The organism is Pseudomonas sp. gcc21, from assembly GCF_012844345.1.
GTDB lineage: Bacteria > Pseudomonadota > Gammaproteobacteria > Pseudomonadales > Pseudomonadaceae > Halopseudomonas.
In genome coordinates this window covers 2,274,347-2,288,845 of record NZ_CP051625.1, presented here as the reverse complement: position 1 = coordinate 2,288,845, position 14,499 = coordinate 2,274,347, and the positions used below count along the sequence as shown (strand labels likewise).

The 14,499-nt window shown below is 58.1% G+C and carries 13 protein-coding genes; 10 read left to right on the top strand and 3 right to left on the bottom strand.

The genetic code is table 11. The annotated features are described in order from the left end of the window. The first annotated feature begins 272 nt into the window (after nt 1-272). The 7 genes from HG264_RS10565 (at nt 273) to HG264_RS10535 (ending at nt 7,580) form a co-directional block, all read left to right on the top strand. A complete protein-coding gene (locus HG264_RS10565; RefSeq protein WP_169407612.1) occupies nt 273-2,321 on the top strand; it encodes a TonB-dependent receptor domain-containing protein in 2,049 nt (682 codons plus the stop codon). Nucleotides 2,322-2,664: 343 nt separating this feature from the next. Beyond that, on the top strand, nt 2,665-3,483 hold the full coding sequence (locus HG264_RS10560) for a hypothetical protein (protein WP_169407611.1): 819 nt from the start codon (nt 2,665-2,667) through the stop codon (nt 3,481-3,483). A 37-nt stretch (nt 3,484-3,520) separates the two neighbouring features. Then, nucleotides 3,521-4,759, top strand: coding sequence for an RICIN domain-containing protein (locus HG264_RS10555; RefSeq protein ID WP_169407610.1), 1,239 nt, complete (start codon nt 3,521-3,523; stop codon nt 4,757-4,759). A gap of 217 nt (nt 4,760-4,976) precedes the next feature. Beyond that, nucleotides 4,977-5,285 (top strand): PepSY domain-containing protein, encoded by a 309-nt coding sequence (locus HG264_RS10550; RefSeq protein ID WP_169407609.1) that lies wholly within the window; start codon nt 4,977-4,979, stop codon nt 5,283-5,285. Then, nucleotides 5,285-5,590, top strand: a complete 306-nt coding sequence (locus HG264_RS10545; RefSeq protein ID WP_256663659.1) for a PepSY domain-containing protein — start codon at nt 5,285-5,287, stop codon at nt 5,588-5,590. The genes HG264_RS10550 and HG264_RS10545 overlap by 1 nt, the downstream gene beginning before the upstream one ends. Then, the gene (locus HG264_RS10540) at nt 5,590-6,255 is read left to right on the top strand and encodes a response regulator transcription factor (protein WP_169407608.1); all 666 of its coding nucleotides are present in this window, start codon (nt 5,590-5,592) and stop codon (nt 6,253-6,255) included. The genes HG264_RS10545 and HG264_RS10540 overlap by 1 nt, the downstream gene beginning before the upstream one ends. Further along, nucleotides 6,252-7,580 (top strand): sensor histidine kinase, encoded by a 1,329-nt coding sequence (locus tag HG264_RS10535; protein ID WP_169407607.1) that lies wholly within the window; start codon nt 6,252-6,254, stop codon nt 7,578-7,580. Before HG264_RS10540 ends, HG264_RS10535 begins: the two co-directional genes overlap by 4 nt. 76 nt (nt 7,581-7,656) lie before the next feature. Here the strand turns inward: HG264_RS10535 and HG264_RS10530 are convergent, their stop codons facing one another. Continuing rightward, nucleotides 7,657-9,834, bottom strand: coding sequence for a malate synthase G (locus tag HG264_RS10530; RefSeq protein ID WP_169407606.1), 2,178 nt, complete (start codon nt 9,832-9,834; stop codon nt 7,657-7,659). Between the two features lie 156 nt (nt 9,835-9,990). Between HG264_RS10530 and HG264_RS10525 the strand changes: the two genes are divergently transcribed. Further along, nucleotides 9,991-10,923 (top strand): alpha/beta hydrolase, encoded by a 933-nt coding sequence (locus HG264_RS10525; protein ID WP_169407605.1) that lies wholly within the window; start codon nt 9,991-9,993, stop codon nt 10,921-10,923. 34 nt (nt 10,924-10,957) lie between these two features. Here the strand turns inward: HG264_RS10525 and HG264_RS10520 are convergent, their stop codons facing one another. After that, on the bottom strand, nt 10,958-11,713 hold the full coding sequence (locus HG264_RS10520) for a DUF2059 domain-containing protein (RefSeq protein ID WP_169407604.1): 756 nt from the start codon (nt 11,711-11,713) through the stop codon (nt 10,958-10,960). Between the two features lie 201 nt (nt 11,714-11,914). Here HG264_RS10520 and HG264_RS10515 point away from each other — a divergent pair, with 201 nt between their 5' ends. Both HG264_RS10515 and HG264_RS10510 read left to right on the top strand, forming a co-directional pair. Beyond that, nucleotides 11,915-12,550, top strand: coding sequence for a 2OG-Fe(II) oxygenase (locus tag HG264_RS10515; RefSeq protein WP_169407603.1), 636 nt, complete (start codon nt 11,915-11,917; stop codon nt 12,548-12,550). Between the two features lie 5 nt (nt 12,551-12,555). Next, nucleotides 12,556-13,044 (top strand): DUF523 domain-containing protein, encoded by a 489-nt coding sequence (locus tag HG264_RS10510; protein WP_169407602.1) that lies wholly within the window; start codon nt 12,556-12,558, stop codon nt 13,042-13,044. Between the two features lie 72 nt (nt 13,045-13,116). On the opposite strand, the gene serA is transcribed toward HG264_RS10510, so the two are convergent. Then, entirely contained in the window at nt 13,117-14,346 is a 1,230-nt protein-coding gene (gene serA / locus HG264_RS10505; protein WP_169407601.1) for a phosphoglycerate dehydrogenase, read from the bottom strand. Nucleotides 14,347-14,499: the final 153 nt, after the last annotated feature.

The window sequence follows — 14,499 nt, the reverse complement described above, 5'->3', positions numbered from 1 at the left end:
ATGTATGCCTTCTTTTCAGGGTTTGAGAATTGGACCCGGGGTGGGGCCAAGGATATCCAAGCCGGCGACGGAGTGGCCATTGCTACGGCAGCAGAACCTTTGTTTTTCCCCCGTTCCGATGCGCGCAACGCTGCGTGCAAGCGCAAATGATAGTTGGTAGCAAATGAGAATGATTATAATCCGTCTGGACCGGGCCAGCCGGCGATCGGGTTTTTGGCTGGTACTCCCGTTGTGACTACGACGATGACATTCTCAAGGAGCTCTTTTCAAATATGGCTAAATTCAATCGACACCGGCTGGCCTGCAGTGTTGCCGTGGCAGCTACCATGGGGTCGCTGGCGCACGCGCAGGAGGCCATCGAGTTGCAGCCCACCACGGTCGTAAGCGCCGCAGGGTATGAGCAGAACATTGCACATGCGCCCGCGAGTATCTCCGTGATTACCCGGGAGCAGCTGGAAAAGCAGTCCTATACCGATGTCGTTGATGCCATGAAGAATATTCCCGGCGTATATGTCACGGGTGGTGGCAATATGCAGGACGTCAGCATCCGTGGTATGTCCTCCTCTTATACGATGTATCTGGTCGACGGCCGCCCTGTTTCTTCCGGCCGTTCGGTCAATACCAATGGTAGTGATGGCGGCAAGCAGATCGGTTTGCCGCCACTGTCGATGATCGAGCGTATAGAAGTGGTGCGCGGTCCGATGTCGTCACTGTATGGCTCCGAGGCGATGGGTGGCGTGATCAACATCATCACCCGCAAAGGGGGCGATGCCTGGGCCGGTACGGTATCGACCGAATACACGCTTTCACGTAACGATCTTAGTGAAGACGCCTGGCTGGGCAACTTTTATGCAGGGGGTGCGCTGGTACCCGGCCTGTTGGGCGCCAAGATTCATGGCTCACAGTCGGTAACAGAGGAGAGCCGATTTGTGGGGCTGGATGACAGCGCAGCGAGCACGCCCGACGGCAAACGCCGTCAGGCAGGTATCGAGCTTTACCTGACGCCGGATGAACAGAACCGTTTCTCCGCCAGTTACCAGGCTGCGCGGCTGGACGAGACGCACCACCCGGGCAAGAGCATCGCAGCGGACGCGACGGAAAACACCACTGAGTTCGACAAGGACATCTACGTGCTTGCCCACGATGGGATCTACGGAAACCTGCGCACCAATACCTATCTTCAGCACGATGTTTCCGAACGCGTGCAGGACGCTACCAAGAAGGAAGAAGTCAGCACCTTCAACACTCAGGCGAACTATTTTCTTGGCTCGCATGTGCTGACCTTTGGCGCCCAGTACAAGTACGAAGATTTTGTCGATGAATCCAACGGGCTGCTGACCTCTGGCGTGCCCGGTGCAGTCAAGAGTGTGGATCGCTGGCTCGCAGCGTTGTTTGCGGAAGTCGAATGGGGCGTAACTGACGATCTGGCGCTGACAACCGGCCTGCGATACAACGACGACGAGCTGTTTGGCGGCTATCTGTCGCCACGGGTTTACGCGGTGTATCAATCAACTCCCAACCTGACGCTGAAAGGCGGCGTGTCCACCGGTTATAAGCAACCGGGGCTTGCCGATGCGACCGAAGGGTTCGGTCGCGGCACAGGCGGCGGCGGATCGCCCGCGCCTCACCCGCGCGCGCTGATCATTGGTAATCCCGAGTTGGACCCGGAACGCAGCACAAGCTATGAGGTGGGTTTCAATTACGACAATGTCGAGCTGGGCTTCAACACCAGCCTCATGGTCTTTCACACTCAGTACAAGGACAAGATTGCCGAAGACCGTTTATGCGCAACGGATAGTGACGGCTCGAGCGATAACCGCGACAACGTCGCGGCCTGGTCCTGCGGTTTCGCCGGCACCGACTATTACTTTCTGAGCACGCGTACCAACGTCGATGAAGCTGTTATGCAAGGGGTGGAAGTGACCCTGGACTATGCGCTGCGTCCATCGCTCTGGTTGAGCGGCAGCTATACCTACACCGAGTCCGAGCAAAAAACCGGTGAGTTCAAGGGCGATCCGCTGAACAAGCAGCCCGAGCATATGGCAAATGTGTTGCTGGACTGGACTGTCACGCCAAAACTGAACGCCTGGTTGCAGGGGAACTATCGTAGCGAGACGTCAGACTACCTGAGCCGTACCAGCATGTCAGACGGCACGCCGGGATACGGCTTCGTCGATGCCGGTGTAGTGTACAAGGCGACGGATAGCCTGGACGTCAAGGCTGGCCTGTACAACATCGCCAACAAAGAGGTCACCAGCGAGGAGTATGGCGCCGTGCTGGATGGGCGTCGTCTGGTTGTGGGCTTGACCATGGACTTCTGATCATGCTCTAGGCGAAGTGGCGGCTCGGAACATTCGAGCCGCTTGTCGAACCCAGGCAGCAGGTGCTCGCCTCAAGCAAACAGGTTTTTGCCCCGGAAAATCCTTCTCAGCTATCGCGTTAATCCTCTCAATACACGAGCTCCGCTAAGCCATCGACGCGTGTCCACTTGGCAATTTCACAATCGCCCGTACCCCACCTGTTAAATCTGTGAAGGCGTCCCGCTGCAAACGGCATCTTTTCCGGATAATCCAGCGAATGAATATTCAGCTTCCGGCTATATGCATGGAGTTGTTCATTGTCGTTGCCTTGTTGTCGGCTCCAAACAAATAAAGGGTTGAACATATGAAACCGATTTATCCGGTGCTGGCAGTAGGCGCCATATTTCTCGGGACTGCTGTCTGGATGTCGCAATCGGGCGAGGCGCCGCTGGATGGCAAGGTCCCCGAACAGGCTTCTATTTCTACTGACGCAACGTCCGGAATCGATGCGGGACCTTCAGCGCAGCAGCCTTCTGAGCACGTAGAACAGCAGGCTGCGCAAGCAACCAGTGAAACAGCTTCGGTAGACAGCGCTGTAACAGACGCAGATCTGTTGCAGGAGCAGCAGTTGATCGAATTGAACCCGGATTACCCGACCATGGCGATGCGGTTGCATGAAATGACCGCACGTCGCGATGGACAGGCCTTCGACCCGGCCAAGGTGCGGGATGCGCTTGCAGCTTCAGCCGCCTGGGAGCCCAGCGACGACGCAGGCGCAGGGCTGGATCTCACCGAAGAGGAACGCAACGACGGTCGCGAATTCATCGAATTCAAGCGAATGAAGCTTGAAACACTGGTCGCTGGGGACACGCTCGAACTGCCCGTCAGCCAGAGCGGCCAGACCTACCAGGCAGAGATAACCCAGGCCGTTGCCAACAGTGACGGCAGCGTCACCTGGCACGGGAAACTGGTTGATGAGTTGGGCGCCGTGACCGACGAATCCGGCTCGGCGTACGACGTTACCTTTACTTCCGGCCAACGGATGGCCTCAGGCGGCATGTTCACGCCAGAAGGCCATTTCGTCATAGAAGCGGTAGGCGAACAGGGCTGGATTGCCAACGCATCCACGCTATTCAAGTTCGATGAGAACGAGCCGGATTACGTCATTCCGGATGATCTCTGAAACCTCCCTTCTCAACTCACGCTGGAAACCAACACCCATGATCAATCGTCTCGGGCATTACCTCAAATTTGGCGCTACCGCTCTGGTCGTCAGTGGCGCAACCCTCACCGCTCACGCAGCACAAATCGATCTCCTCGTGTTGTATGACGACGCCAGCGCATCCCGGATGCAGGGCGAGCCGGCAGTGGTTCTGAAATCCTGGCAGGATCAGATCAACACCATGTATCGCAACAGTCAGGTTGATCTGCAGCTGCGTATCGTCGGCGTGGAGCGCAATGATTTTGCTTCCAGCGATATGACCCAGGCATTGATGACAGTGGCGCGGTCTGCCTCGGTCGCGCAGATTCGCGACCGTGTCGGCGCGGACTTTGTTACCCAGCTTCATCAGTCCGGCAACTGTGGTGTTGGCTATTTATCCGTTCATCCCAACTACGCTTTCAACGTACTGGGTGCCGGCTGCGGCCCGGCCGCACTGGCTCATGAGCTGGGCCATAATATGGGCCTGAATCACTCGAGAGCGCAGGGTGATACCAGTGGGACGGAATATCGTTACGGTCTCGGTCACGGCGTAAACGGCGCCTTCGGCACGCTGATGACCTACGAATGGTATTACCGGGCCGCCAAGATGTCAGTGTTTTCCAATCCACGTATTCAATGCCGTGGTTACCCCTGTGGTGTAGAAGAAGGCGCGCAGGGCGAGGCTGATGCAGCCAAGGCAATCAACAACGTGAAGACTCGCGTGGCAGATTTCCGTCCTACCAAGGTAGGCGGTCCCGGGCCGAACCCTGGCCCGACAGAGCCGGAAGAGCCTACCAATCCAAACGAGCCGACGGAGCCTACCGATCCAGAGGGCACCGTGCAGAATGGTAATTATCTGATCAAAGTCGCCGCCACTGGTCGCTGCCTGAACGTCAACAATTCCCGCTGGGGTATGAGCGATGTGGTGCAGTGGTCATGCACCCAGGCCCCCAACCAGCAATGGACACTGACGAGTCAGGCCGATGAGTTCGTCAAGCTGGCCAGTACAGGCACGCAGGGCTGTTTGAATGTAGTGGCAAGTAGCCGCCGCGCGGGGGCGAATGTCATTGCTTACAGATGTTCCGAGCGTGAAAGCCAGCAATGGCAGCTCAAGCAAGTTGAAGAGGGCAAGTTTCAGGTGACCGCGCGGCACAGTGGCTTGTGCCTGGATGCCGGCAGCAATGCCAACGGCAGCAGCTTGACTCAGGCAACCTGTAACGGTTCTGACAGTCAGCGGTTCCACTTCAGCAAGATGTAACCCTCAGGCAGACTAGAGCCTCACCATTGGTGGGGCTTTTTTTTGCGTTTTTTTCGCCTAGCAGATTACTATCCCCCGGGCGCAGCCAGCGCGGCAGACGCTGCGCGATCGAAGCGGGATTTACATCCAGGGCTTCTTCATCAATGGCTCGTTAAGGTTCAGTTAAGCAGGGCCTCTTATTCTGTGAACGTCAAAACCAACCACAGGAACTGAACCCATGAAAACACTGACTACTCTGCTCGTTGCCGCTTCTCTGACCCTCGGCGCAAACCTGGCGCTGGCCAAGGATATCGGACCTGATCAAGCGTTGAAACTGCGCGATGCAGGCACCATCCAATCCTTTGAGAAGCTCAATGAGGCAGCACTGGCCAAGCACCCTGGTGCCCAGATCGAGGAGACTGAACTGGATGAAGAAAACGGCCGGTACTTCTATGATGTGGAATTGCGCGATGAAAAAGGTGTGCAATGGGATCTCGAACTCGATGCCAAGACCGGCGAAGTGTTGAAGGACCATCAGGACGACTAATGCGGCTTACTACGCTTTCAATGCTCCCTTTGGCCATGTTGCTTGCCGCCACGCCAGCGGCAAGCCGTGACCTGGATCAGGATGAAGCTTTGCAGTTGCGCCGTGAGGGCGCGATCCTGTCGCTAGAGAGCATCTTGCAGCGCGTTTCGGAGTCCTATCCGGACGCGCGCTTGCTTGAAGCGGAGCTGGAAGAGGATGACGGCGTGTATACCTATGACATCGAACTGATTACGGTCGATGGCGTGGCACGCGAGCTGGAGATCAACGCCCGGGACGGGCGCGTGCTTCAGGATGAAAAAGACTGATGCGGCTGTTATTGGTCGAAGATAACGTGCCGCTGGCCGATGAACTGGTGGCCAGTCTCAGTCGCCAGGGCTATGCCACGGACTGGCTGGCCGACGGCCGTGACGCCGATTATCAGGGCAGCAGCGAACCATACGACCTCATCATTCTCGACCTCGGCTTGCCTGGCAAACCGGGGCTTGAGGTGTTGCGCGACTGGCGCGCGCGTGGTTTGGCAACGCCGGTGTTGATCCTCACCGCGCGGGGTTCATGGGCCGAGCGAATCGATGGCTTGAAGGCTGGCGCGGATGATTATCTGACCAAACCCTTTCATCCCGAAGAGCTGCTGTTACGCATTCAGGGGTTGTTACGGCGAGCACATGGCCTGGCCAATCAGGCTGTTTTACGAGCCGGCGGGCTGGAGCTTGATGAATCGCGCCAGCTGTGCCGCAAGCAGGACCAGGAGATCGAATTGACTGCTGGTGAATTTCGGCTGCTGCGCTACTTCATGCTGCATCCAGGACAACTGCTATCGAAATCGCAGTTGGCTGATCATCTATATGATGGCGAAACCGAGCGCGACTCTAACGTCATCGAAGTGCACATCAACCGCCTGCGCGGCAAGCTTGGGCGTGAGTTATTCGAAACCCGCCGCGGCCAGGGTTACCGGTTTGGCGGCGCCTCTTGAGATCGATACAGCGCAGTCTGAGCCTTGGACTGGTAGCGGTTCTGGTCATTCTGAGTTTGCTGTTGCTGCAAACCAGTCTCTGGTTATTCGAGGCCGGGCTGCGCCGTACCCTGGCGGCTGACCTGCGCGACGAAACCGAGGGGCTGTTGATAGCGCTGATACCAGACGGGGAGGGCGTGCGGCTCGATGCTCAGCGAATCAATCCGCGTTACCAGCGTGCTTTTTCCGGCCATTACTTTCGGATTGATGTGGCTGATCGCACCTGGCGATCACGCTCGTTGTGGGATGCCGATCCCAGCTGGCCAAGCAGTGGCGGACTCAGTGACGAACTTATCGACGGCCCGCAGAATCAGCGATTGATGGCGTATCGCGCGGAATTTCAACGTGACGGCAGGATCATCCATATCAACGTGGCGCAGGATTACACCCCGGTCCTCGACAGCTTTGCCCAGGTGCGGCTGGGCGGCTTTGGTCTGGTGTTGCTGTTTCTGCTGATTCTGGTGCTGCTCCAGCGTTATGCGGTGAAGGCTGCGCTGTGGCCGCTTGAGCAGGCGCGTCAGCAGGTCGCTCAATTGCAGCAGGGCCAGCGACAACAGCTGGAAGTGAGAGCAGCGGTTGAGCTGCAACCGCTGATTGAGCAGATCAACCATTTGCTGTCGCACACTGACAATACCCTGAAGCGATCGCGTCATGCGCTGGGCAACCTCGGCCACGCACTGAAGACGCCCCTTGCGGTGTTAAGCAGCCTGATTCAGCGGGAGGAGCTGTCCGCCCACCCGGCATTACGCAGAAACCTGGAGGAACAACTCAGCCAGATTCAGCATAGGGTTGGTCGTGAGCTGACCCGTGCGCGTCTGGCTGGGGAGGTATTACCCGGCGCGCATTTCGATTGCGCGGCCGAGCTGCCGCCACTGTTGGAAACGTTGCGCATGATTCACCCGCGTGATATCTCGCTGCGCTGGACGGCACCCCCGGCATGTCGTCTGCCCTGGGACCGAGAGGACATGCTGGAGTTACTCGGCAACCTGCTGGATAACGCCTGCAAATGGGCGCGCTCGGCGGTCACGCTGACAATCGTAGAGGAGGCTGACGGTTACCGGATGCTGATCGAAGATGATGGCCCCGGGATCGAACTTGCCGAGCGTGCACGGGTACTGGAGCGGGGAACCCGGTTGGACCAGCACGTCGATGGACAGGGCCTGGGGTTGGGGATCGTGCGCGACATTCTGGCCGCCTGGCATGGCGAACTGTCACTCGGCACTAGCGCACTGGGCGGACTGTCGGTTGATATCCGGCTGCCACGGAGTCAGCCGTTGCTGGGATGAACGGGCGCCAGGCATCTGGAGGACGTATAAAAAATCCCGGCGCAAGGCCGGGATTTTTTGTACTGCGGGAAGCTGATCAGCAGCCGTACTTCGCCTTGAACTCGCGGCGACGACGGTGCAGGACCGGCTCGGTGTAGCCGTTCGGCTGCTTGGTACCCTCGATGCACAGCTCGACGGCCGCCTGGAAGGCAACACTGTCGTCGAAGTCGGGGGCCATCGGCTTATATGCGGGGTCGTTGGCGTTCTGACGATCAACGACGGCAGCCATACGCTTCATGGTTTCCAACACCTGTTCTTCGGTGCAGACGCCATGACGCAGCCAGTTGGCGATATGCTGGCTGGAGATACGCAGAGTAGCGCGGTCTTCCATCAGGCCTACATCGTTGATGTCCGGCACCTTGGAGCAACCGACACCCTGATCGATCCAGCGAACAACGTAACCGAGGATACCCTGGGCGTTGTTGTCCAGTTCCTGCTGAATGTCTTCAGCTGACCAATTGGTATCGGTAGCCAGGGGCAGGGTGAGGATGTCATCGATGGAGGCTGGCGTGCGGCTGGCCAATTCGGCCTGACGCTCGGCGACATTGACCTTGTGGTAGTGCAGAGCATGCAAGGTCGCTGCAGTGGGAGAAGGAACCCATGCGGTATTCGCGCCTGCCATCGGGTGCCCGATCTTCTGTTCGAGCATGGCAGCCATCAGGTCAGGCATGGCCCACATGCCCTTGCCGATCTGTGCACGGCCCTTCAAACCTGTAGCCAGACCGATATCGACGTTGTTGTTCTCGTACGCACCGATCCACTTGGCGGCCTTCATCTCGCCCTTGCGAACCATCGCACCCGCTTCCATGGAAGTGTGAATTTCATCACCGGTGCGGTCGAGGAAACCGGTATTGATGAAGGCAACGCGCTCGCTGGCCGCCTTGATACAGGCTTTCAGGTTCAGCGAGGTGCGACGCTCCTCGTCCATGATGCCGACTTTCAGGGAGTTGCGCTTGAGACCAAGCAGGTCTTCGACGCGGCTGAACAGTTCGGTGGCGAAAGCCACTTCTTCCGGGCCGTGCATTTTCGGTTTAACGATATAGACCGAGCCGGTGCGGGTGTTACGGCGAGAGGTATTGCCGTTGAGGTTGTGGATGGCGATCAGGCTGGTGATCGCGGCGTCCATGATGCCCTCGGGTACTTCATTTCCATCCTTGTCGAGGATGGCATCGTTGGTCATCAGGTGGCCGACGTTACGTACGAACAGCAGGGAGCGGCCGTGCAGCGTCAGGCTTGAGCCGTCGGCAGCGGTGTATTCGCGGTCCGGATTCATGGTGCGGGTAAAGGAGCTGCCGCCCTTGGCCACGTTTTCGGCCAGATCACCTTTCATCAGGCCAAGCCAGTTACGGTAGACCAGAGTCTTGTCTTCCGCATCCACGGCGGCGATCGAGTCTTCGCAGTCCATGATGGTGGTGAGTGCTGCTTCCAGCAGTACGTCCTTCACGCCGGCTGCGTCAGTCTGGCCGACGTTGCTGGTAGGATCGATCTGAATCTCGAAATGCAGACCGTTGTGCTTGCACAGCACCCCTTTGGGGGATTCAGCGTCACCCTGGAAGCCGACAAACTGGGCTGCATCCTTGAGACCGGTCTGACTGCCGTTCTTGAGTTTTACGACCAGCTGACCGTCCTGGACCTGATATTCAATGGCGTCGACGTGGGAACCTTCGGCCAGCGGGGCTGCCTCATCGAGGAACGCGCGGGCGTAGGCAATCACCTTGTTGCCGCGGATTTCGTTGTAACCGGGGCCCTTGGTGGCGCCGTCTTCTTCGGAAATCGCATCGGTACCGTACAGCGCATCGTACAGTGAACCCCAGCGGGCATTCGCCGCGTTCAGAGCGAAGCGGGCGTTGGTAACGGGTACGACCAGCTGCGGGCCAGCCAGGCGGGCAATTTCTTCGTCGACGTTTTCAGTCGTGGCGCTGAAATCTTCAGGTTCAGGTAACAGATAACCGATTTCCTGCAGGAACGCCTTGTAGGCGACCGGGTCGTGCGCTTGACCGGCGCGCTGGTTGTGCCAGGCATCGATCTGGTTCTGGAAATCATCGCGTTTGGCGAGTAGGGCCTTATTGATTGGCGCCAGGTCTGTGATCAGCTTCTCAACCCCAGACCAGAAAGCGTCGGCATCGACACCGGTACCGGGGATGGCCTGCTGATTGACGAAGTCGTGGAGTATTTTGGCAACCTGTAAGCTGCCGACTTGGACGCGTTCAGTCATGGAAAACCCTCACTCTGCAGACAACCTGCGCGAACGCGCAGGACGTGGAATTTGGAGAGGCAGCATGTTACACGATGACAGGTTGCAAATCATGCCCGGCACGTGGAATTCTAAAGCGCTAGCCACAGAGCCCAGGCGTATAATGACGGAATGTTAATGGATCAGGCTTTTCTGGATTTGCTGATTGAGGGCCTGCCGGAGCTCGAGCCGGGACGACCTTCGGATGCGGCTGCGCTGAAATACGCCAATTACTACGGCATTGATTTCAGCCGGCATGTCGAGCAACACCTCGGAAAGGTGCACGCCGATGGGTTTGATCTCGCCGTGCAGTTGTGGCGGCCGTCACAGCCAAAGGGCACGCTGGTCATCCTGCACGGTTACTACGACCATATGGGGCTGTACCGGCACCTGATTCGCTGGGCGCTAGGGCACAAGCTGGCGGTGCTCGCCTTCGACCTGCCGGGTCACGGTCTGTCCAGTGGCGACAGGGCAAGCATTGATTGTTTCCTGCGCTATCAGAAGGCTCTGGATGGCGTGCTGCAAAGTGCAGCGGACTGGAATCTTCCCGGTCCCTGGCATTTTCTCGGGCAAAGCACCGGCGGCGCCATACTGATTGACCGGCTGCTGCACGGCGAGATGCCGACCGAGACGGGGGAAAGTATCCTGATGGCACCCCTGGTCCGGCCTCGCCAGTGGGGCATGTCACAGATGAGTCTGAAATTGCTCGGCGGCTTCATCCAGCAATTGGGTAGACGCTTTACCGACAACTCCAACGATCCTGATTTTCTGGCCTTCATCCGCGAGCGTGATCCGCTTCAGGCGCAGATTCTGCCCGTTGCCTGGGTGCAGGCGCTGGAGAAATGGATTCCCCGCATTGAATCGGCCTCGCCTGCTGCACACCGGCCACTCATCATTCAGGGCCAGGCGGACGGGACTGTCGACTGGCAGCACAATATCAAGGTGCTGCAGGAGAAATTTGATACCCCCGAGCTGCTTTACCTGCCCAAGGCGCGTCATCATCTGGCCAACGAGGGTAAGGCGCTGCGCAAGGAGTATCTGGACTGGTTGAGCGATAAGCTGGGTTATTGAAGAGTCCTTCGCCCACCTTGCTCGGCGTCACTGCTCAAGGGTTCAGTGCATCGCGGACGGCCAGCTCGACCGCCGCATAAAACAGTTTGCCGTGTTCCGATTCGCTCCATTTGATCAGACCCGCCAGCTCGTCATCGCTGAGGTCGCGGTAGACGTGAGCCAGCGTTGCCGGTAGGTTCGGCTGCATCTGGTTGCGCAGATCGTCGCGCCTGCCGGTGACCACGGATTCAGGGATTTGCATCAGCCCGCCCAGAAAGCTGTTGGCGCTGGCGGCTGCGAGACTGGCTAGCGATAGCGAGACCTCCACACCAATATCCAATGCCGGCAGGAGCTCGCTCAGTCGATCGATATGTGCGCGTCGCTCCGGGCTCAGCGCGGGTTCGGGAAAGCCGCGCTGCATGGCAACGATAGAAGCGGGTGAGGTGGCGCGGGTCTCGGCGTTTACTACCTTGCGACCTAGGGCACTGTCGTAGAAGGCAAGCGCCTGGCGCTGATCTTCCTCCTGGAGTGTCAGCGCAAGCCGCGCCAGCGCACGATCATGCATATCCTTCGGGGCGAAACGCAGGTTGCTCTGGTTGACGAGTGATTCATGAATGCGCGCTGGGAGCTGCTTCGCATACCGCTGTTGCGCGGCTTTCAGGGCAAACTGGAAATGTTCCTGGTGTTGGTTCATTCCGGACGCCTGATAGAGCGCGGCGGTTGATCCCGGCGCAGCCTGTGCAGCAAAGCTGTGAAGTACCAGTGTGGTCAGAAGGGTCAGTATCAGAGTGTGCAGTGCAGTCAGGCGCATTGATGCCTCAATAGTCAGAATCGCGAGGAGTAGTGTCCGCTGGCCCGGCTAACTTGTCGAGCTTCACGACGGCTGACGTTGCGTTAAAACGATTAGAAAACATCAACAGATTATGACGTTCAGGCTACAATCAATCCGGTCCCGCTCCGGGATTCTGTCAGCCGGCCGGCTGGTCTGCGGCCTCTTTTGAGTAACACATGAATGCCAGAGTTCCCTCTAGCCGTACCCACCTGCTTTGAGCAAGTGGCCGATGATCTGGCCGCTAAAGGCTGGTCAGTTCAACACGATGTGTTTTCCGAGGAATTGGTCGCCGCACTGGGGCAGGCGTGCCGCCAGATGTGGCACAACGATGCCCTGACACCGGCGGGCATCGGCCAGGGGTCAGATCTGGCGGTAGTGCCTGAAATACGCGGCGATTACACACGTTGGCTGGATGAATGCTCGCCGCGCGCTTGCCAGAGCGAATATCTGCAGATACTTGAACAGCTGCGTGAAACGCTCAATCGCTCGTTGTTCCTGGGTCTGGACAGTTTCGAAACGCATTTTGCGCTCTATCCGCCCGGCGCCGGTTATAGCAAACACCTGGATCGCTTCCAGAACAACCCGCTGCGTATGGTTTCTGTGGTGGCTTATCTTAACCAGAACTGGCAGCCGGGCGACGGTGGTGAGCTACGTCTGCATCTCAAAGAGGGGCTGGTTGATGTAGTCCCGACCGGCGGTACGCTGGTGGTGTTTCTGAGTGATCGCATTCTGCATGAGGTCCTTGAGGCACACAAAGAGCGGGCCAGTCTGGTTGGCTGGTTTCGGCGTCGGCCACTCAATCCGTTGTTGCGCTAGGCCAGATGGAAAAGCTCCTCGTCAGCAGTTGTCTGCTCGGTCAGCCGGTACGCTATGACGGCAGCGCCGGAGGCCCTTTTGGTCTGTTGCAGCGTTGGCAAGCCGAGGGCCGCATCATACCGATCTGTCCGGAGGTCGCTGGCGGATTACCGACCCCACGTCCCCCGGCTGAGATCCCCGGCGGACAGGGTGCAGCCGTGCTGACAGGCCAATTGAAAGTCAGAACGCTGGACGGGGATGACGTGAGCCCCGAGTTTTTACGTGGAGCGCATATCGCGCTGCAGCTGGTGAAACAGCACGGAATCCGGTTTGCCCTACTGAAGGCGCGTAGCCCTTCATGTGGCAATCTCGAGAATTATGACGGTACCTTTAGCGGGACCAAAGTGGCGGGCGAAGGGGTAACGGCGGCGGCGTTGAAGCAAGCGGGCGTTCAGGTATTCAACGAGGACGAGCTGGACAAGCTGGCGCGGCTGATGGACGGATCAAACGGCTGATCAGCCGGTACGACGCCAGGCCGGCTGATGTTTCGGCGCGGCCGCGCCGAAACATCAATGAAGCAGGTTTTATCAGAACAATACGCGGCTGCGAATGGTTCCTTTGACCTGCTGGATCTTCTCCAGCGCCAGATCTGAATAGGCCGCATCAACGTCGATCACGACATAACCAACCTTCTCGTTGGTCTGCAGGAACTGGCCGCAGATGTTGATGCCGTTCTCGGCAAATACCTGGTTGATCTCGCTCATTACGCCGGGCACGTTCTTGTGAATGTGCAACAAGCGATGCATGCCGGGATGCGATGGCAGAGCCACTTCAGGGAAGTTGACCGAGGTGATGGAGGTACCGTTGTCGCTGTAGCGCACCAGCTTCTCGGCTACTTCCAGGCCAATGTTGGCCTGCGCTTCCATGGTTGAACCGCCGATATGTGGTGTCAGCAAACAGTTGTCGAATTCACGCAGCGGTGAGATGAATTCGTCATTGTTGGAGCGCGGCTCGACCGGGAATACGTCGATCGCGGCGCCGTTGAGATGCTTGTCAGCCAGCGCAGCAGCCAGCGCGTCTATCTCAACCACTGTGCCGCGCGCGGCGTTGATCAGGATGCCGCCTTTTTTCATCGCACGGATTTCCTTCTCGCCGATCATCCATTTGGTGGCAGCGGTTTCCGGCACATGCAGGGTCACGATGTCTGCCTCACCAAGCAGATCGGTCAGCGAGGCGATCTGGGTTGCATTACCCAGAGGGAGCTTGGTGACCACGTCATAGAACATAACCTTCATGCCCAGACTTTCAGCCAGGACGGACAGCTGCGTACCAATGGAGCCGTAGCCGACGATGCCGAGCTTCTTGCCGCGAATTTCAAAGGAGTTGTTCGCGCTCTTTAACCAGCCACCACGGTGTGCGGCAGCGTTCTTTTCCGGAATGCCGCGCAGCAGCAAGATGGCTTCGGCGAGAACCAGTTCGGCCACTGAACGGGTATTGGAATAGGGCGCATTGAATACGGCAATGCCGCGCTCACGGGCTGCTTCAAGGTCAACCTGGTTGGTGCCGATGCAAAAGCAGCCGACAGCAATCAACTTGTTGGCGTGATTGAACACATCTTCAGTCAGCTGGGTGCGCGAACGGATGCCAACAAAGTGCGCATCAGAAATCGCTTCCTTGAGCTGCTCATCAGGCAGCGAGCCAGTGTGATAGTCGATGTTGGTGTAACCGGCTGCCTTGAGCGTGTCGACGGCAGTCTGGTGCACACCCTCGAGGAGCAGAAACTTGATCTTGCTTTTGTCCAGCGAGGTGATGGCCATGATGTCAATTTTCCCGTAGTACTGATGAAATGAGCCGGGAGCGCTTTGCGGCTCAGTGGCCGACAGAAGTGTCCTGTGTTGGAAGCCGCGTATGCTAGCATAATCTCCCTTTTTTGATGCCTGTCGCTGCGTGAAATCTATTCCTGCGCAGCA